We start from the raw sequence: 17477 nt of genomic DNA on the forward strand, positions 1-17477 counted from the left end.
ATGAGTATGACGCCGGTTCCTCCCGCACGCCGTCAGGGGCGCTTATCCAGCCTGTTCTGGCGCAGGCCAACCCTCGGGCTGTTTTTGTTACTGCTCGGTCCGCTGATGTGGTTTGGGATTGTCTATTTTGGATCACTGCTGACGTTGCTGTGGCAAGGGTTCTATACCTTCGACGATTTCACCATGTCCGTTACGCCAACGCTGACGCTGGCAAACCTTTACGCGCTGTTTAACCCCGCCAACTACGACATCATTATCCGTACGCTGGTAATGGCGCTGGCGGTTACCGTGGCGAGCGCGCTGCTGGCGTTTCCGATGGCGTGGTATATGGCGCGTTACACGAGCGGCAAGCAAAAGGCCTTTTTCTATGTCGCGGTGATGCTGCCGATGTGGGCCAGCTATATCGTCAAAGCCTATGCCTGGACGCTGTTGCTGGCAAAGGATGGGGTGGCGCAATGGTTTCTGAACCATCTGGGTCTGGAGACGCTGCTGGCGGCGATTCTGACGATACCGGGCGTCGGCGGTAATACGCTGTCTACCTCCGGGCTCGGTCGTTTTCTGGTCTTCGTCTACATCTGGCTGCCGTTTATGATCCTGCCGGTGCAGGCAGCGCTGGAGCGTATTCCCGGTTCGCTGCTTCAGGCTTCCGCTGACCTCGGCGCCCGCCCACGTCAGACCTTCCGCCACGTGGTGGTGCCGATGGCAATCCCCGGGATTGCTGCGGGTTCCATTTTCACCTTCTCACTGACCTTAGGCGACTTTATCGTGCCGCAGTTGGTGGGGCCGCCGGGCTATTTCATTGGCAATATGGTCTATTCCCAGCAGGGTGCTATCGGCAATATGCCTATGGCAGCGGCGTTTACCCTGGTGCCCATCGTGCTGATTGCCCTCTATCTGGCGTTCGTGAAGCGCCTGGGAGCGTTCGATGCACTCTGAAAGGGCACCGCTGTTTCTCAAAATTGCCGCCTGGGGCGGAGTTATCTTCCTGCATTTCCCGCTGGCGATCATCGCCATCTACGCCTTCAACACCGAAGACGCGGCGTTCAGCTTCCCGCCGAAAGGCCTGACGCTGCACTGGTTCAGCGAAGCGGCATCGCGCGGGGATATCTTCGATGCCGTGACACTGTCACTAAAAATTGCGGCGCTGTCGACGGCGATTGCATTGGTACTTGGCACGCTTGCTGCAGCAGCGCTGTGGCGGCGTGACTTTTTCGGCAAAAGCGCTATTTCGCTGTTGCTGATGCTGCCGATCGCACTGCCGGGGATCGTGACCGGTCTGGCGCTGCTGACTGCCTTTAAAGCGGTCAACCTGGAACCAGGGTTGATCACCATTGTTATTGGCCACGCCACGTTCTGCGTAGTGGTGGTGTTTAACAACGTGATTGCCCGTTTCCGCCGGACCTCGTGGAGCCTGGTGGAAGCGTCGATGGATCTGGGCGCGAACGGCTGGCAAACCTTCCGTCACGTGGTGCTGCCGAACTTAGGCTCGGCGCTGCTGGCCGGGGGCATGCTGGCGTTTGCGCTGTCGTTTGATGAAATTATCGTCACAACCTTTACTGCCGGGCATGAGCGCACGCTGCCGCTGTGGCTGTTGAACCAGCTTGGCCGACCTCGCGATGTGCCGGTAACCAACGTGGTGGCGCTGATGGTCATGCTGTTAACGATGATACCGATTTTAGGGGCGTGGTGGCTGACTCGCGAAGACGATGGGGCCGCCAACGGTGGTACGACATTTAAATAAAACAGGATCATGCTATGCAACATAAGTTACTGATTAATGGTGAACTGGTCGCAGGTGAAGGAGAATCCCAACCGGTCTACAACCCTGCGACGGGTGAGATCCTGCTGACGATTGCGGAAGCCTCGGCGGCCCAGGTGGATGCGGCGGTAAATGCCGCAGACCGGGCGTTTGTTCAATGGGGGCAAACCACGCCGAAGCATCGTGCGGAGTGCCTGCTCAAGCTGGCGGATGTCATTGAAGAACACGCCGCTACCTTTGCCCGTCTGGAATCGCTCAACTGCGGCAAACCGCTGCACTGCGTGACCAATGATGAAATTCCGGCGGTAGTGGATGTGTTCCGCTTCTTTGCCGGTGCTGCGCGCTGCCTGAACGGGCTGGCGGCCGGTGAATATCTGGAAGGCCACACCTCGATGATTCGACGCGACCCGGTGGGCGTGGTGGCTTCGATTGCGCCGTGGAACTACCCGCTGATGATGGCGGCCTGGAAGCTGGCGCCAGCGCTGGCGGCAGGGAACTGCGTGGTGATCAAACCGTCCGAAATCACGCCGCTTACCGCCTTAACCCTGGCGGAGCTGGCGAAAGATATCTTCCCGGCGGGCGTGCTGAACGTGCTGTTTGGCCGTGGTAAAACGGTGGGTGACCCGCTAACCGGGCACGCTAAAGTACGGATGGTGTCGCTGACCGGTTCGATTGCCACTGGGGAGCACATTATCGCCCATACCGCGTCGTCGATTAAGCGTACGCATATGGAGCTTGGCGGCAAAGCGCCGGTGATTGTGTTTGATGACGCCGATATTGATGCGGTGGTGGAAGGCGTCAGAACCTTTGGTTTCTACAATGCCGGGCAGGACTGTACGGCCGCCTGTCGAATCTACGCGCAGAAAGGCGTTTATGAACGGCTGGTGGAGAAACTCGGTGCGGCAATAGCGAGCCTGAAATCCGGCGCGCCGGAAGATGAAAGTACGGAACTGGGGCCGCTCAGTTCGCAGGCGCATCTGGCGCGGGTGAGCGACGCCGTGTCGCGGGCTAAAGCGTTGCCGCATATTAAAGTGGTGACCGGCGGCGAGAAAGCGGCAGGCGCAGGCTATTACTTCCAGCCAACGCTGCTGGCGGGGGCAAAACAGGACGATGATATCGTCCAGCGTGAAGTGTTCGGCCCGGTGGTGAGCGTTACGGCATTTGATACCGAAGAACAGGTGCTGGGCTGGGCGAACGACTCCCAGTACGGGCTGGCATCCTCGGTGTGGACGCAGGACGTCGGGCGTGCGCATCGTTTGAGCGCGCGCTTACAGTATGGTTGCACCTGGGTGAACACCCACTTTATGCTGGTCAGCGAAATGCCGCACGGCGGTCAGAAACTTTCGGGCTACGGTAAGGATATGTCTGTCTACGGACTGGAAGATTACACCGTGGTTCGCCATGTAATGATAAAACATTGATCGCGCGTTTAGCGCATGATCGGTAGGGAGATGGCGTGAATCAGGATTTTCAGGATATCAAAAATGAGTTTGAGAAATATGGCCCCGAGGCCGGTGAACGTATCGCTCAGGAGATGTATGCGTCGCTGGCAAAGAGGCTGACACCTTATTTCTTTAACCAGGAGAGCATCAATAAGCGAAGGCTAATCATCAAACTTGAGGAGGGGGAGAAAGAGGTTGGCACCCTGACGAGGTACGATTGGCTGGCGGCTTTTGAAAGATATAAACCTGAAGGTCACTAGCGACCTTTCCTCATCATTTACCCCCTTCGCGGTAGGCGCGATGCCTGCCGCTACCCCTCCCTGGTTTTGACATACCCGGTGCAACGTGCGAGGATCCGCGCCGTTGTAAAACCGGGTATAGCCAGAAAAATGAAAAAAAGTATTGTGTGTACTGCTGCGGTGATTGCCGCGGTAATGGGGATTGGGACCTACTATTCAGCCAGCCGCGTGGCGGCCTGTGAAGGACAACGCCGCGTGAGCGCCGCCTGCGTCGCGCAGGCCTGGGATACGGAAAAAGTAAACTTAGTACCGCAGTACGATCCCAACCATTATGTGAGCGATCCAACGACGGACAGCATCTTCGCGTCCACCGTGCCAAAGCGCTAATCGTACAGCGTGTCACAGAAATAAAACCCAGCGCGGCGTAACGTAGTGCTGGGTTTTTTCGATTTAGCAGTCAATTCGGCTGGAGCCGGATGTCCTGGTTGCACAATATTTCAGCGATAAGTGGCGAAAAACTTGATGTACGTCAAAAAACGTAGCATATTGCGCCGCTTTAACGATCAATTACAAGGATTCGATTGGTGACGCTATATCAACATATGCTCATCTTCTACGCCGTGATGGCGGTTATCTGCGCCATTATTACCTGGTTTCTTACCCGCGAAAGCACCTCAATTCGCCTGATTGCGACGCTGTTAATTGGCGCCACCTGGCCGTTTAGCTTTCCCGTGGCGCTGCTGTTGTCGCTGTTCTGACGTTACTTGCTTAAGTCGCTGAGCAGGATAGCAATGCTTTTGCCGCCTTCGGTCTGCTCAAGGGCAATTTTGACGATAATGGTCAGCGGGACGGAGAGCAGCATGCCGACCGGGCCAAGCAGCCAGCCCCAGAAGATTAACGACAGAAACACCACCAACGTCGAGAGTCCCAGTCCGCGTCCCATGATGCGGGGCTCGAGAATGTTGCCGAATACGAGGTTAATTATCAGATACCCCGCAAGGACGATCAGCGCATCATAAAAGCCGCTGAACACCAGCACCTGAAGGATAGGGGGAATGGCCGCCAGTACCGAACCGATGTTCGGAATATAGTTGAGCGCAAACGCCAGCAGCCCCCAAATAAAGGCAAAACGTACCCCGAGCAGTTCCAGCATTGCCCATACCACCAGACCTGTCACCACGCTGATAGCGGTTTTCAGCACCAGATAGTGACTTACGCTATCCAGCGCCCGCTGTATTGCTGCCATCCCTTCCGTCGGTTTCGCCATAATTTGCTGCAGTTTGGCCGGGAGTTGCGGGACCTCCAACAGCATAAACACCACCGTCAGCAGCAGTAAAAAGATCGACGACATGGCGTTTGAAAGCTGGGTCAGAAAGCGTGAGACCAGCGTCATAGCGGCATTAGGATCGATATACTTAATCAGCTCATCCGGGCTGACGCTGATGCCAAAGCGCTGCAGCCAGGGCTCGAGATTATAGATGGGGACCGCCAGCGACGAACGGTACTGCGGCAGGGTGCGCGTCAGTTCATTAAGCGAGGTGCCGAGCGTCGCCAGCAACAGCACAGCGGCGAGAATAATCACCCCAATCAGCAGTGAAATCCCCAGCACGCGCGGCACGCGCCAGCGCACCATCAGCTGCACCAACGGGTTCAGCACCACCGCGATAAACAACGCTAGCACGAACGGCACGATGATATCGGCGGCAAAACGAATGCCGGTGAGAATGATGACCAGCATGCCCAGCATGATGACAATTTTTAATCCATTAAGCGTAATGATCGGCCTGGACATGTTGTTAGCTCCTGCTAAAACCTATGCAGAATATGATAATTGCGAATCAACTAATAATAAATGCATTAACATCAAACAGCCTCAGTAAAGATTTGCAAACATTTTGAGATACTTCGACATCTGTGTTAGAAATTAGCTGTGTTTAACTACCGAGGACAATTTTAATCCGCAACGATGAGAAGCAATACCGCGGATAATTGTAATTTTATGGACAATATGTTCAGGACGTTCAGCTTTACCAAACCTTCTGTTTTACCTTCCTTTTCTGCCTTCTGTGGTGAGCAGCACTGGCGCAACGCGCTATAGTACCCTTCTTCGTTTGAGCTAAATTTTAATCATTTTATTTCAGTTTGCGCATCGCCGCGAACTGCACGGATTATATTCTCATGCAGGAGAAGGACCATGTTTTACTGGATTTTATTAGCCCTGGCCATTGTTGCTGAAATTACTGGTACGCTTTCTATGAAATGGGCGAGCGTATCTGATGGAAACACCGGCTTTATTTTGATGCTCGTGATGATCGCCTTGTCGTATATTTTCCTTTCGTTTGCGGTTAAAAAAATCGCTCTGGGTGTAGCCTATGCGCTGTGGGAAGGCATTGGTATCGTATTGATCACCCTGTTCAGCGTACTGCTGTTTGACGAAAGCCTTACGGTGATGAAGGCCGCAGGTCTGGCAACCTTGATTGCCGGTATCGTACTGATTAAGTCCGGTACTCGTAAGCCCGCGAAGGCGAACAAAACGCTGCACAAAGAGGTGAATCATGCATAACTTTGAGATGATTCACGGCTTATGGCTGGCAGGCTCCATCGTACTGGAAATTGTCGCTAATATTTTCCTCAAGTTCTCGGACGGCTTCCGTCGCAAAAGCTACGGTATCCTGTCGCTGGTCGCCGTATTGGCCGCGTTCAGTGCGCTGTCACAGGCGGTGAAGGGGATTGACCTCTCCGTCGCCTACGCCATCTGGGGTGGTTTCGGCGTCGCCGCGACGCTGGCGGCGGGGTGGATCCTCTTCGGCCAGCGACTGAACAACAAAGGCTGGGGGGGTTTAGGCCTGCTGTTGATCGGTATGGTGATGATTAAGCTCGCCTGATGTGATCGCTGCCTGAGAAATCGGGCAGCGAAATCTTGTGTCTGTATTACGCTTGTAACAAAGGGTTAGCGCATTTGATGCGAGGGTGAACTATGTTCGATCCGTCACGCTGGCGTAATATAGCCACAGCCAGAACGCTGTTCGTGATTATCTTCTTCGCGGGCATTGGCCTGATTTTTTCTATTATTTCGCTTCTCTACCTTTCCCAAAGCCTTATTACCAGCAAAACCAACGATATCGATGCCCGCCGTTCGGCGCTCTCCGTTGACGGCGCGATGCAGACCTCTATCAATCGCGTCCTCTCGCTGGTTATCGATAACGCCATCTGGGATGACGCGGTGCGCGAAGTTTATGCGCCAAAGCTGGATACCACCTGGCTGTACAACACCTGGGGCGCGGGTTTCAAAATCAATAATCTTTATGACGGCACCTTCGTGCTGGACGAAAACTACCATGTGCTGTGGGGCTCGTTTCGCAGTTCGCCGTTTAACGAGCACGATCTCGCGTTTTTTGGTAGTGGGCTAAAAGCGCTGATAGCCCACAATGAAGACCCACTGCGCCGGGGAAAAAATAACTTTGCTGGGATAACCAAAACCCGGGAAGGCCTCGCCTTTATCGGCATTGGTCTGATCCGCCCAATGGTTGGGCGCTTGAAGGTCTATGACGCGACCCGCCGCTATCTGGTGATTACCCGACACATCAACCCATTGCTGCTGAGCACTCTCGGCAATACCTTCCAGATTGAAAATCTGACCCTCACCGATTCGCCGCAAAATAAATACAACATACCGGTGCGGACCTCCAGCGGGGAGGTAGTCGGCTGGCTTGATTGGCAGCTTCGTCAACCTGGTGTCGAGGCCGCGCAGGCGGCTTCGCCGGAAATTCGTGAAATTGTGCTGCTGGCAACCGGGTTAATTCTGCTGTTTATCCTCGTCAGCAGCCTGGGGCTGTGGAAACTGGCGCGCGGCGAGCGGCAGGCGAGGGAGATTGCGTTAACCGATTGGCTGAGCCATCTGCCCAACCGCCGAGCGTTGATTGAGCAGCTTGAGCGAATCAGCCGCCGTGGCGATCGGGATATCAAAACGGTAGTGTTTATCGATCTCGATGGTTTCAAAGATGTTAACGACATTTATGGTCATGATGTCGGCGATATTTTGATTATTCGTATTGCGGATATGCTGCAAACGCTGGTGCCGCACGGCGGTATGCTGGCGCGCATGGGCGGCGACGAATTTGCGATGACCGTAGGCGGCACACACTCTGAAGCCAGCGCCTCAGCGTTTGCCGGGAGCGTGTTGGACTACCTGAGTACGCCGATCCGTATCGGCGAACGAACGCTACATATCAGCGCCAGTCTCGGTATCGCCAGCGGTACGTTGCAGGAGAAAACCAGCTCGGAGCTATTCCGTCAGGCAGATATTGCCATGTACCACTCGAAAATCACCGGCAAAGGGCGTATTACCCATTACGATGCCGAGCTGAGCAGCGCTCGCGAGTATCAACTGTCGCTGGAGGACGATATTCGCCACGGGCTGGAGCATGATGAGTTTGAAGTCTGGTACCAGCCGATCGTCTGTGCGCGCTCGCAGGCAATGGTTGGAGTCGAAGCGCTGGTGCGCTGGCCGCGGCGGCCGAAGGGCGAATTGATGCCGGATGCGTTTATTACCATCGCCGAAACCAGCGGGCTTATCTACTCGCTTGGGCAGTTTGTGCTGGCGCGAGCCTGTCGGGATCTGCTGGCACATAACGATTTGAAGCTGTCGGTGAATATCTCCCCGGCCCAGTTTCGCGACCCGGAGTTTGAGGATAAGGTCTCAAGCGTGCTGAAATCCTCCGGCTTCCCGCCGGCACGACTGCAGCTTGAAGTCACCGAAACTTACGTGCTGGAAAGACCAGAGCGGGCAAGGGCGGCGATTTCTGCGCTGAAAGCGCTGGGCACCGCCGTGGCGCTGGATGACTTCGGCACCGGCTATTCCAGCATTGGTTACCTGCGGCGTTTCAACTTTGACACTATTAAAATCGACAAGTCGCTGGCCGGGCTGGTGGACGATGACGATCAGGCGGCGGCGCTGGTCGGTGGGACCATTCGTATTGCCAGTGCGCTCGGCATGACGGTGATAGCGGAAGGGGTTGAAACGGAGAAACAAATGAAGCTGCTGCGGCTCGCAGGTTGTGATCAGCTGCAAGGATTTTACTTCAGCGAGCCGATGCCGCTCTCGTCGCTGCTGGCGTTACGTCACCAGCAGCGACAGAGTTAGTTTCCGGCGGCCAGCGCTTCCAGCTTATCGCGAAAACCGGTCACCGAGATGGCGCGGTTGTCGGCACGCTGGCGGTCTTTTGCCGCTGGCGCGGAGCTTTGTACGGCAATCACCTGCCAGCCCGAGTCCGTTTTCAGCAGCAGCGGTGAACCGCTATCGCCCGGTAGCGTATCGCACTGGTGAGAGAGCACCGAGGTCTGCGCCCAGCCCGTTACCGTACAATCCTCATGGCTGTACAGCGAATCAAGATGGTCAAGCGGATAGCCTGACTGGGTGACTTTACGGCCCGTTGCTTTCAGCGCGGCGGTGAGATCGTCTTTATTGCCCGCAAATACCGGCAGCGGCGTGATGCCAGAAGGTGGGTTGCGCAGCACGATAATGCCAAAATCCCACGGTGCGGCGGAAGCAGGAACAATCCAGCCGTCGCCATCCGCTTTCAGGCGTTTGCCTAAAGAAGGATCGACACGGCCTTCAATATCATGAATTTCATAGCGCCAGGTCCCTTTCTGCGAAACAAAGCGCAGCGCAACGGCTTTATCCAGCTTGCCACGCGGTGGCTCAAGCAGGCAGTGCCCGGCGGTTAGCGCCAGGTGAGGAGAAATCAAGGTTGCCGTACACAGATTGCCGCTGGCGGTTTCCAGCTGGCCAATCGCATCCCAGGGGGCCTGGGCGGGATGGCTGACAAGGGTACGATCGTCCTGACCAAAGAACAGGGTTTTAATGTCTTTTGCACTGATGCCAATATCATCGTCATCAGCATGGGAAATCAACGGTAGTACGGATAACGTTCCCAGTAAACAACACACAAAGGCTGTACGCATATCACTCTCTGATGGGGCAATTATGATTATAAAAAATAAACCCAATGAGACTACTATAGACGGGAGAAGCAAAAAGTGGGAGTAAAATCAGCGAACTACGCTCAGTAAAAGAAAAACTGGGTTGCGATCAGCGCGCAGATGATAAGGAATGCCAGGATGAGCTCGAAACGATAGCGCCGCAACATGATTGCTCTCCAGGAAAAAATCGGCGCTATATAAGCGCCGATATGATAATTGATTAACTCAGGTGGCCGCCCGGATTCAGCATTGCTGCTAGCCTCCCGGCGCCACCTGTATCAGCGTATTGCTACGCGGATACGTTATCAAGAATGATTATGCAGCTGGCTGAGCGGCTGGTTTAGCAGCAGTGTGTTTAGCGGCTTTGTGGTGCTTTTTAGCAGCCTGAGCTTTCTGTGCTACAGCTGGTTTAGCAGCGGCTTTGTGGTGCTTTTTAGCAGCCTGCGCTTTCTGCGCTACAGCTGGTTTAGTTGCTGCTTTGTGGTGCTTTTTAGCAGCCTGAGCTTTCTGCGCTACAGCTGGTTTAGCTGCTGCTTTTTTGTGTTTTTTAGCAGCCTGGGCTTTCTGCGCTACGGCTGGTTTAGCAGCGGCTTTTTTGTGCTTTTTAGCGGCCTGAGCTTTCTGCTCTGCAGCTGGTTTAGCGGCTTCTTTCTTGTGTTTTTTGTGGTGAGTGGCTTTAGCCGGTGCCGCGTGAGTTGCGGTAGCGGAAGCAGCCGGAGCCGGAGTTGCAGTTGCGTCAGCAGCAAATGCAGCGGAAGACAGACCCATAGCAGCGGCAACAACCAGAGCTAATACTTTTTTCATTCTGATACCCTCGAATTGGTTTTTTCATTCAACCCCACTGCGGGGCCGTTGAAGTAACTATATCGATGAGCGAGCCGGCTTTCCGTGAGTGATTGGTTTCGGCGTGTAACGTAATGTACGAGATTTGTTGTACATCCGTAACGGGGCGGTTCTTGACCGCCCCGCAAAGGGTTAGCTCTGGCAGGGGGGCTGTCTGGCGCGCTGGGAAAGGTACACGCGCAGGATCAGCGCAAAGGCCCAGGCCACGACGATAGCGGCAATCAGGTAAATGCTGCCTAAGCCCTGATAACCGGCGATCCAGCCAGCCACCGGGCCGGTGAGGCCAAGCGCCAGGTCGAGAAACGCGGAATAGGTCCCCAGCGCGGTTCCCTGATTTTGTTCTTCCACCTGCTTCACGGCTTCAACGCCGAGCGCCGGGAAGACCAGCGAGAAGCCCGAACCGGTCAGGAATGCGCCAACGCCCGCCATCCACGCGTTTGGGGCAAACCAGATGATCAGCAGCCCCAGACACTCCACCACGTAGCAGATAAGCGATACCCGCAGCCCGCCAAAGCGGGTGATGGTGTTGCCAAGCACCAGACGAATACAGATAAACCCAATGCTGAACAACGACAGGGTAAACGCCGCGCCCGCCCAACCGTGAGAAGAGAAGTAGAGAGTGATAAAGGTGGCAATGACGCCGAAGCCAACGGTGCCTAGCCCGAGCCCCAGACCGTATGGCCAGATCTTGCGGGCCACCACGTGAAAGGGCGCCCTGACGCCGGCGCTGACGCTGACGTCGGCGCGAGTACGAGCAAACAGTAGCCCCACGACGGCAATAATCACAATCAGCGCGGCAAAACCGCTGATGCCGAACCAGCCGTTGAGCACAACGCCCAGCGGCGCACCTGCCGCCATCGCCACGTATGTGGCAACGCCGTTCCAGGAGATCACCCGAGAGGTGTGAATCGCACCGACGGTTTTAATCCCCCATAGCGTTGAGCCAGTAGAGGTGAAGCTTTCGCCTACGCCGAGGAACACACGGCCGACCAGTAACAGCGCTACCGCCAGAATGGGGCTGGCGTGAGCCGCTGCCGCCGCAAGGGTGAACAGGCCGCTCATCAGGCAGCAGACGATCCCTAAGCTGACGACTTTTTTTGGACCCCAGATATCGGTATAGCGCCCGGCGTGCGGTCGGCTGACCAGCGTCGAAATGTACTGCAGGCTGATTACCGCGCCCGCGACAAACGTGCTGTAGCCGAGGTTATAGTGAATAAAGCCCGGCAGCACGGCGAGCGGCAGGCCGATAGAGAGGTAGCAGATACAGGTGAAAACAACGATCGAGATAATGCGAAGGTTCAGTTGGGTATTGCTGGCACGGGTCGTCATAGCGCTACATTGGTAAGACAGAAGTGGGGCCATTATAGGAATTGCCAGCTAGTATGGCGAGATGGCAACGCATTTTATGTCAATAGTATAAGTATTAGTTATCAGTACCGTAGCCCGTTCACGCGGAGCGCCGCCGGGGATGTCCCGGAGTCGGCATTGCCTCGTCCGGGCTACGTGGCGTTGCGGATTAATGCAGGCGCTTATGTAAGGTGAAACCCACCAGCAGCGCGCCGACCAGCAGCAGCGCGATAAACCCACCGACGCCGTTCCAGCCGTAGTTGTGCCAGAATACGCCGCCGAGCGTCCCGGCGATGCTGGAGCCGAGGTAGTAGCTGAACAGATACAGCGACGACGCCTGGCCTCTTGCGCGGCGAGCGCGCGGGCCAATCCAGCTGCTGGCAACCGAGTGGGCGGCAAAGAACCCGGCGGAAAAGAGCAGCATACCGGGGAAAATCACCCATAACGGTGAGAACAGCGTGAGCAGCAGGCCGAGCAGCATTACCCCGGTAAAGAAGATCATCACCGGCCCGCGACCGTAGCGCGTGGTCATCATCCCTGCTTTTGGCGAACTCCAGGTGCCGGTCAGATAGGCCACGGAGAGCAGGCCAACCACCGCCTGGTTAAGCGACCACGGTGACAGCATCAGGCGATAGCCGATGTAGTTAAAGAGGGTGACGAACGCGCCCATCAACAGAAAACCTTCAACAAACAGCAGCGGCAGACCACGGTCTCGCCAGTGCAGATGCAGGTTAATCAGCAACGTTTTCGGTTTTAGTGAGCTTGGACGGAAGTGGCGAGACTCCGGCAAAATGCGCCAGAACATCACCGCTGACGCCAGCGCAAAGGCGCTGATGACCGCCAATGCCACGCGCCAGCCGAAGAAATCGGTAAAGACCCCGGTCAACAGGCGTCCACTCATCCCACCTATCGAGTTCCCGCTGATATAGAGCCCCATCGAAAAGGCGACAAAGCTGGGATGGATTTCCTCGCTGAGGTAGGTCATGCCGACCGCCGCCACGCCGCTAAGCGATAGGCCAATCAGCGCGCGCATAATCAGAATGCCGTGCCAACTGGTCATCATCGTGGAGAGCAGCGAACAGCAGGAGGCCAGCAGTAGCGCGGTGACCATCACCTTTTTTCGGCCGATGGCATCGGAGAGCGGGCCGGTGAACAGCAGGCCGACCGCCAGCATTGCCGTCGAGATAGAGAGCGAAATACTGCTCCCCGCAGGCGAAATACCGAACTCATGCGACAGCACCGGCAGGATTGGCTGCACGCAGTACAGCAGCGCGAAGGTTGCCAGCCCGGCAGAGAACAGCGCGAGCGTTACCCGAATAAAGGCGGGCGTACCGCGGCGAATAAAAGCGTTTGACTGAAGGGGGGTATCATCGCGGACATCAATGGCAGGCGCGTCGTCTGCGGTGGTTGTGCGGCTCACGGGAAATCCTTGCATAAAACAGTGGGTAATATCGACTCAGGTCACATAATCAGAGTAGGAAATTGTAAATATTCTGTCTAATATATTAATAATCTCAATTGATACTTTTAAAATATGAATATTGAACTTCGCCACCTGCGTTATTTCATTGCCGTCGCCGAAGAGCTGCACTTTGGGCGCGCGGCGGCGCGGCTCAATATCTCCCAGCCGCCGCTAAGCCAGCAGATCCAGATACTCGAGCAACAAGTTGGGGCGCGGCTGTTTGCCCGCACCAACCGCAGCGTAAGCCTGACGGAAGCGGGGCGACAGTTTCTTGCCGATAGCCGCCAGATTTTGCTGCAGGTGAACGAAGCGGCCGCGCGGGCAAGCCGTCTGCATCACGGGGAGACGGGGGAATTGCATATCGGTTTTACCTCTTCAGCGCCGTTTATCAAGGCGGTTTCAGATACGCTCTCCACCTTTCGTCAGCGCTACCCGGATGTGCATATCCAGACGCGGGAAACCAATACCCGCGAGCAGATTTCGCCGTTAACGGAGGGGGCGCTTGAGCTGGGCCTGATGCGCAATACCCAACTTCCTGACACCCTCGACTGGCAGGTGATCCTGCGCGAACCGCTGCTGGCGATGATTCACCGCGACCATTCGCTCGCCAATAAACCAGCGGTCAGCCTGGTGGAATTGGGGAAAGAGCCGTTTGTCTTTTTTGACCCGCACGTGGGCACCGGGCTGTATGACGATATTCTGGGCCTGATGCGCCGCTACGATGCGGTACCGACCATCACGCAGGAGGTGGGTGAGGCGATGACGATTATCGGCCTTGTGGCTTCGGGGCTGGGGGTATCGATACTGCCGGCGTCGTTTCGCCGGGTACAACTGCATGAAATGCGCTGGGTGCCCATCGCCGAAGAGGATGCGGTGTCGGAAATGTGGCTGGTGTGGTCTAAACACCATGAGCTTAGCCAGGCGGCACAGCGTTTCAAACAGCATCTGTTAAACGCGGCAAAGGTGAGCGTTTCGCTGCCAAATGTGTGAAAAATTGTGCAGTAAATCACAAGGCTAAGTAAAAATTTGACGCAGAGCGTTCAAGTACTTCACCATAGCCCAAAGTGTTTATTTCGAAGCGCGAAAATAAGGGAGTTTTTACGGTGGTAGCGGACAGTCAGCCAGGGCATATCGATCAAATCAAGCAGACCAACGCAGGGGCGGTTTATCGCCTTATTGATCAGCTCGGCCCGGTGTCGCGTATCGACCTTTCCCGACTTGCGCAGCTGGCGCCCGCCAGTATCACCAAAATTGTTCGCGAACTGCTGGAAGCTCACCTGGTTCAGGAAACGGAAATTCAGGAAGCAGGCAGCCGCGGCCGTCCTGCCGTGGGCCTGATGGTGGAAACGGAAGCCTGGCACTATCTTTCCGTGCGTATCAGCCGGGGTGTTATCCATCTGGCGCTGCGTGACCTCAGCAGTAAGCTGGTGGTGGAAGAGCAGCTTGAGCTTGCGCTGGAAGATGAGATTCCCTTCCTGAATCGGGTGGTGTCCCATATTGACCAGTTCTTTATTCGCCACCAGAGCCTGCTTGAACGTCTGACCGCGATTGCCATCACCCTGCCGGGTATTATCGATACCGAGAACGGCATTATTCACCGTATGCCGTTTTATGATGTTACCGATGTTCCGCTGGGCGGTACGCTGGAGGCGCATACCGGCGTGCCGGTGTATATCCAGCACGATATCAGCGCCTGGACGATGGCCGAGGCGCTGTTTGGCGCATCACGCGGCGCGCGCGATGTGATTCAGGTGGTTATCGATCATAACGTCGGTGCGGGGGTGATTACCGATGGGCGTTTACTGCATGCTGGCAGCAGCAGTCTGGTAGAGATTGGTCATACCCAGGTCGACCCGTACGGTAAGCGCTGCTATTGCGGCAACCACGGCTGTCTGGAGACCATCGCCAGCGTGGAAAGCGTGATGGAACTGACCCAGGTGCGCATGCAGCAGTCGATGAGCTCCATGCTGCATCAAAAGCCGCTCAGCGTGGAGTGGCTATGTCAGGCCGCGATGCAGGGCGATTTACTGGCAAAGGATATCATCAGCAGCATCGGAACCAACGTCGGGCGAATCCTCGCCATCATGGTTAACCTTTTCAATCCGCAGAAAATTTTGATTGGCTCGCCGTTTAATCAGGCCGCCGACATCCTCTTCCCGGCGATTGGCGACTGCATTCGCCAGCAGTCGCTGCCCGCCTACAGCAAGCACATTGCGGTAGAGCAGACACAGTTCTCGAACCGCGGCACCATGGCGGGGGCGGCGCTGGTAAAAGACGCGCTGTATAATGGAACATTGCTGATTAGACTGTTACAGGGTTAACAATTTTTAGCAGTTTTGCAAAAAATTGCGCTATCTCAATCTGACCCATTCGCACATCACGTAAACTTTCACTCCGTTGAATTATTCATTGCCATGATATTTTCATGGCGCAGGAGTGGGGTTAGTTTGTGATGCTTAATCGTTTCTTTATTACTGGTACTGATACTTCTGTCGGCAAGACGGTGGTTTCTCGTGCGCTTTTGCAGGCGCTCGCCGCCAGCGGGAAACGGGTGGCAGGATACAAACCAGTTGCCAAAGGCAGCAAGGAAACCGCAGAGGGGCTGCGCAATAAAGATGCGCTGGTTCTGCAGGCCGTTTCATCGCTGGACTTACCCTATGACGCTATCAACCCGATTGCGCTGAGCGAAGAAGAGAGCAGCGTTGCCCACAGTTGCCCGATCAACTACACCTTATTGTCTGACGGCCTGGCCAATCTGAGCCAGCAGGTCGATAACGTGGTGGTTGAAGGGACCGGCGGCTGGCGCAGCCTGATGAACGATTTGCGTCCGCTCTCGGAATGGGTAGTGCAGGAACAACTGCCGGTGCTCATGGTGGTTGGCATTCAGGAAGGCTGCATTAACCATGCATTGCTGACCGCTCAGGCTATCGCTAACGACGGCCTGCCGCTGATTGGCTGGGTGGCGAATCGTATCAACCCAGGTCTGGCGCACTATGCGGAAATTATCGACGTCCTCAGCAAAAAACTGCCGGCACCGCTGGTGGGTGAACTGCCGTACCTGCCGCGTCCGGAACAGCGCGAGCTGAGCCAGTACGTTGACTTAGCGATGCTCCGTAACGTGCTGACGGTAGATAGAATTCTGGCGTAAGGTTCGCGACAACACCGACGCCAGCACGCAGGCAATCAGTAAACCGGGTAGTAACGTATACTGCCCGGTCATTTCACAAATCATCAGCGTTGACATAATAGGCGCATGCGTCGTTGCCGCCAGTAGCGTGGCCATCCCCGTGACCCCCAGCAGTATTGCCATCGCCTCATGGGCAGGAAACACCAGCCCCCACGTATTAGCAAACAAAATCCCGACCGCCAGGCCAATAAACAGCGTTGGGGTAAAGACCCCACCGGGCGCGCCCGAGCCGCTGCTGGCAAGAATGGCGAGCAGCTTGCATACAAAGATACCGGCGATAATGGCAAAGCTCGGCGGCGTCAGCAGAAAACCCTGCACCACGCTATAACCGTTGCCCCAGACGGCGGGTGTTAACAGCGAAAGCAATCCGACAAACAGCCCGCCGAGCGCAAGCTGCCAGGGAGGCGACAGTTTGAGCCGCAGAAAACCCTGGTGGCTCATGTCCATCAACCACATCAGCAGCGGCCCGCCTAAACCGCAGACCAGTCCGGTGGTGAGCATCAGGGCGTAATGGGCGGCAGTGAGCGCGGGCAGATCGCCAACGCGGTAGAGCAGTTCTGCGCCGCCGTTCATCAACTGGGTGGTCAGTAGCGCCACCACGGCGGCAATCACCACCGGGCCAAGCGAGGCTAGCATCAGGGTGCCGAACAGGATCTCGGCGATAAACAGGCTGCCCGCCAGCGGTGCGTGATAGGCGCTGGCCATCCCAGCGGCGGCCCCGCAGGCGATCCATAGCTTCCACTCATCTTTTGGCGTGAAGCGCTGGGCAAAAAAAGAGGCGGCGAGGGCGGCCAGCAGGATCATGGCCCCTTCGCGGCCGATGGCGCTACCGCTAATAACCACCAGCAATGAGGCGGCGGATTTAATCAGGCTGGCACCGGTATCAAACTTGCCTTCGTCGCTTTCCAGCGCTTCCATATAGTCGGTGGGCGCGTGCGGGCGCTGGCGGGTGTGGCGCTGCCAGGCCCACAGCAGCATCCCGGCGGCAAGCCCACCAAGGACGGGAGTAATCAGCCGTCGCCACCACACCAGCCCTTCAGCGGCGTTGACCAGGCTGCCGCTATCATTGCTGAGAAATAGCCACTCCCCCAGATACATCGCGTGACGAAAGAGCGCCACCGCCAGCGCCGCGAGGACGCCTATGACGGTGGCAATCAGCAGGCGACGAAACATCGCCGTAATATCGGGGTAGTGATGAAGACGCTGCATCGTTTTC

18 protein-coding genes are annotated in these 17477 nt (G+C 56.1%); 12 read left to right on the forward strand and 6 right to left on the reverse strand.

Going from position 1 to position 17477, the window contains the following annotated elements; all coding sequences use genetic code 11:
- The first annotated feature begins 6 nt into the window (after window positions 1-6).
- The 6 genes from FHC49_RS14325 to FHC49_RS14350 all read left to right on the forward strand — a co-directional run bounded on the left by FHC49_RS14325 (window position 7) and on the right by FHC49_RS14350 (window position 4198).
- Window positions 7-936, forward strand: a complete 930-nt coding sequence (locus tag FHC49_RS14325; protein ID WP_255581374.1) for an ABC transporter permease — start codon at window positions 7-9, stop codon at window positions 934-936.
- Window positions 926-1741: an ABC transporter permease gene (locus FHC49_RS14330; protein ID WP_185669078.1), complete on the forward strand. Its 816-nt coding sequence runs from the start codon at window positions 926-928 to the stop codon at window positions 1739-1741. The genes FHC49_RS14325 and FHC49_RS14330 overlap by 11 nt, the downstream gene beginning before the upstream one ends.
- A gap of 14 nt (window positions 1742-1755) precedes the next feature.
- The gene (patD, locus tag FHC49_RS14335) at window positions 1756-3180 is read left to right on the forward strand and encodes an aminobutyraldehyde dehydrogenase (protein WP_185669077.1); all 1425 of its coding nucleotides are present in this window, start codon (window positions 1756-1758) and stop codon (window positions 3178-3180) included.
- A 35-nt stretch (window positions 3181-3215) separates the two neighbouring features.
- Complete coding sequence (locus FHC49_RS14340) at window positions 3216-3461, forward strand: hypothetical protein (RefSeq protein ID WP_185669076.1); 246 nt, start codon at window positions 3216-3218, stop codon at window positions 3459-3461.
- A 129-nt stretch (window positions 3462-3590) separates the two neighbouring features.
- Window positions 3591-3827 carry a hypothetical protein gene (locus FHC49_RS14345; protein WP_220440134.1) on the forward strand — a complete coding sequence of 79 codons (237 nt, stop codon included), beginning with the start codon at window positions 3591-3593 and terminating at the stop codon, window positions 3825-3827.
- A gap of 197 nt (window positions 3828-4024) precedes the next feature.
- On the forward strand, window positions 4025-4198 hold the full coding sequence (locus FHC49_RS14350) for a GhoT/OrtT family toxin (RefSeq protein WP_185669074.1): 174 nt from the start codon (window positions 4025-4027) through the stop codon (window positions 4196-4198).
- A gap of 2 nt (window positions 4199-4200) precedes the next feature.
- On the opposite strand, the gene FHC49_RS14355 is transcribed toward FHC49_RS14350, so the two are convergent.
- The gene (locus tag FHC49_RS14355; RefSeq protein WP_220440135.1) at window positions 4201-5232 is read right to left on the reverse strand and encodes an AI-2E family transporter; all 1032 of its coding nucleotides are present in this window, start codon (window positions 5230-5232) and stop codon (window positions 4201-4203) included.
- Between the two features lie 402 nt (window positions 5233-5634).
- Between FHC49_RS14355 and mdtJ the strand changes: the two genes are divergently transcribed.
- The 3 genes from mdtJ (at window position 5635) to FHC49_RS14370 (ending at window position 8583) form a co-directional block, all read left to right on the forward strand.
- Window positions 5635-6003: a multidrug/spermidine efflux SMR transporter subunit MdtJ gene (gene mdtJ, locus FHC49_RS14360; protein ID WP_185669073.1), complete on the forward strand. Its 369-nt coding sequence runs from the start codon at window positions 5635-5637 to the stop codon at window positions 6001-6003.
- Window positions 5996-6325, forward strand: a complete 330-nt coding sequence (gene mdtI / locus FHC49_RS14365; protein ID WP_220440136.1) for a multidrug/spermidine efflux SMR transporter subunit MdtI — start codon at window positions 5996-5998, stop codon at window positions 6323-6325. The genes mdtJ and mdtI overlap by 8 nt, the downstream gene beginning before the upstream one ends.
- A 92-nt stretch (window positions 6326-6417) precedes the next feature.
- Window positions 6418-8583, forward strand: coding sequence for a bifunctional diguanylate cyclase/phosphodiesterase (locus FHC49_RS14370; protein ID WP_220440137.1), 2166 nt, complete (start codon window positions 6418-6420; stop codon window positions 8581-8583).
- Here the strand turns inward: FHC49_RS14370 and FHC49_RS14375 are convergent.
- The 4 genes from FHC49_RS14375 to FHC49_RS14390 all read right to left on the reverse strand — a co-directional run bounded on the left by FHC49_RS14375 (window position 8580) and on the right by FHC49_RS14390 (window position 13032).
- Window positions 8580-9404 (reverse strand): serine protease, encoded by an 825-nt coding sequence (locus FHC49_RS14375; protein WP_185669070.1) that lies wholly within the window; start codon window positions 9402-9404, stop codon window positions 8580-8582. The genes FHC49_RS14370 and FHC49_RS14375 overlap by 4 nt on opposite strands.
- Before the next feature lie 333 nt (window positions 9405-9737).
- Complete coding sequence (gene asr / locus FHC49_RS14380) at window positions 9738-10226, reverse strand: acid resistance repetitive basic protein Asr (protein ID WP_220440138.1); 489 nt, start codon at window positions 10224-10226, stop codon at window positions 9738-9740.
- A gap of 171 nt (window positions 10227-10397) precedes the next feature.
- The gene (locus FHC49_RS14385; RefSeq protein ID WP_220440139.1) at window positions 10398-11594 is read right to left on the reverse strand and encodes an MFS transporter; all 1197 of its coding nucleotides are present in this window, start codon (window positions 11592-11594) and stop codon (window positions 10398-10400) included.
- Window positions 11595-11781: 187 nt separating this feature from the next.
- Entirely contained in the window at window positions 11782-13032 is a 1251-nt protein-coding gene (locus FHC49_RS14390) for an MFS transporter (RefSeq protein ID WP_185669067.1), read from the reverse strand.
- A 114-nt stretch (window positions 13033-13146) separates the two neighbouring features.
- On the opposite strand from FHC49_RS14390, the gene FHC49_RS14395 reads away from it, so the two are divergent.
- From FHC49_RS14395 to bioD, 3 genes are all read left to right on the forward strand, one after another.
- A complete protein-coding gene (locus tag FHC49_RS14395; protein WP_220440140.1) occupies window positions 13147-14064 on the forward strand; it encodes a LysR family transcriptional regulator in 918 nt (305 codons plus the stop codon).
- 113 nt (window positions 14065-14177) lie between these two features.
- On the forward strand, window positions 14178-15395 hold the full coding sequence (mlc, locus tag FHC49_RS14400; protein WP_220440141.1) for a sugar metabolism global transcriptional regulator Mlc: 1218 nt from the start codon (window positions 14178-14180) through the stop codon (window positions 15393-15395).
- 131 nt (window positions 15396-15526) lie between these two features.
- A complete protein-coding gene (bioD, locus tag FHC49_RS14405; RefSeq protein ID WP_185669100.1) occupies window positions 15527-16222 on the forward strand; it encodes a dethiobiotin synthase in 696 nt (231 codons plus the stop codon).
- Here the strand turns inward: bioD and clcB are convergent.
- Complete coding sequence (gene clcB / locus FHC49_RS14410) at window positions 16175-17470, reverse strand: voltage-gated ClC-type chloride channel ClcB (protein WP_220440142.1); 1296 nt, start codon at window positions 17468-17470, stop codon at window positions 16175-16177. The two genes, bioD and clcB, sit on opposite strands and share 48 nt — an antisense overlap.
- Window positions 17471-17477: the final 7 nt, after the last annotated feature.

This window comes from Kluyvera sp. EC_51 (assembly GCF_019584505.1).
Taxonomy (GTDB): domain Bacteria; phylum Pseudomonadota; class Gammaproteobacteria; order Enterobacterales; family Enterobacteriaceae; genus Kluyvera; species Kluyvera sichuanensis.

Excerpts from the sequence above, each read along its gene's own strand:
- FHC49_RS14375 (WP_185669070.1), bottom strand. The coding sequence starts at position 9,404 with ATGCGTACAGCCTTTGTGTGTTGTTTACTGGGAACGTTATCCGTACTA.
- mdtJ (WP_185669073.1), top strand. The coding sequence starts at position 5,635 with ATGTTTTACTGGATTTTATTAGCCCTGGCCATTGTTGCTGAAATTACT.
- FHC49_RS14370 (WP_220440137.1), top strand. The coding sequence starts at position 6,418 with ATGTTCGATCCGTCACGCTGGCGTAATATAGCCACAGCCAGAACGCTG.
- FHC49_RS14395 (WP_220440140.1), top strand. The coding sequence starts at position 13,147 with ATGAATATTGAACTTCGCCACCTGCGTTATTTCATTGCCGTCGCCGAA.
- patD (WP_185669077.1), top strand. The coding sequence starts at position 1,756 with ATGCAACATAAGTTACTGATTAATGGTGAACTGGTCGCAGGTGAAGGA.
- mdtI (WP_220440136.1), top strand. The coding sequence starts at position 5,996 with ATGCATAACTTTGAGATGATTCACGGCTTATGGCTGGCAGGCTCCATC.
- clcB (WP_220440142.1), bottom strand. The coding sequence starts at position 17,470 with ATGCAGCGTCTTCATCACTACCCCGATATTACGGCGATGTTTCGTCGC.
- asr (WP_220440138.1), bottom strand. The coding sequence starts at position 10,226 with ATGAAAAAAGTATTAGCTCTGGTTGTTGCCGCTGCTATGGGTCTGTCT.
- FHC49_RS14325 (WP_255581374.1), top strand. The coding sequence starts at position 7 with ATGACGCCGGTTCCTCCCGCACGCCGTCAGGGGCGCTTATCCAGCCTG.
- FHC49_RS14385 (WP_220440139.1), bottom strand. The coding sequence starts at position 11,594 with ATGACGACCCGTGCCAGCAATACCCAACTGAACCTTCGCATTATCTCG.
- bioD (WP_185669100.1), top strand. The coding sequence starts at position 15,527 with ATGCTTAATCGTTTCTTTATTACTGGTACTGATACTTCTGTCGGCAAG.
- FHC49_RS14355 (WP_220440135.1), bottom strand. The coding sequence starts at position 5,232 with ATGTCCAGGCCGATCATTACGCTTAATGGATTAAAAATTGTCATCATG.
- FHC49_RS14345 (WP_220440134.1), top strand. The coding sequence starts at position 3,591 with ATGAAAAAAAGTATTGTGTGTACTGCTGCGGTGATTGCCGCGGTAATG.
- FHC49_RS14330 (WP_185669078.1), top strand. The coding sequence starts at position 926 with ATGCACTCTGAAAGGGCACCGCTGTTTCTCAAAATTGCCGCCTGGGGC.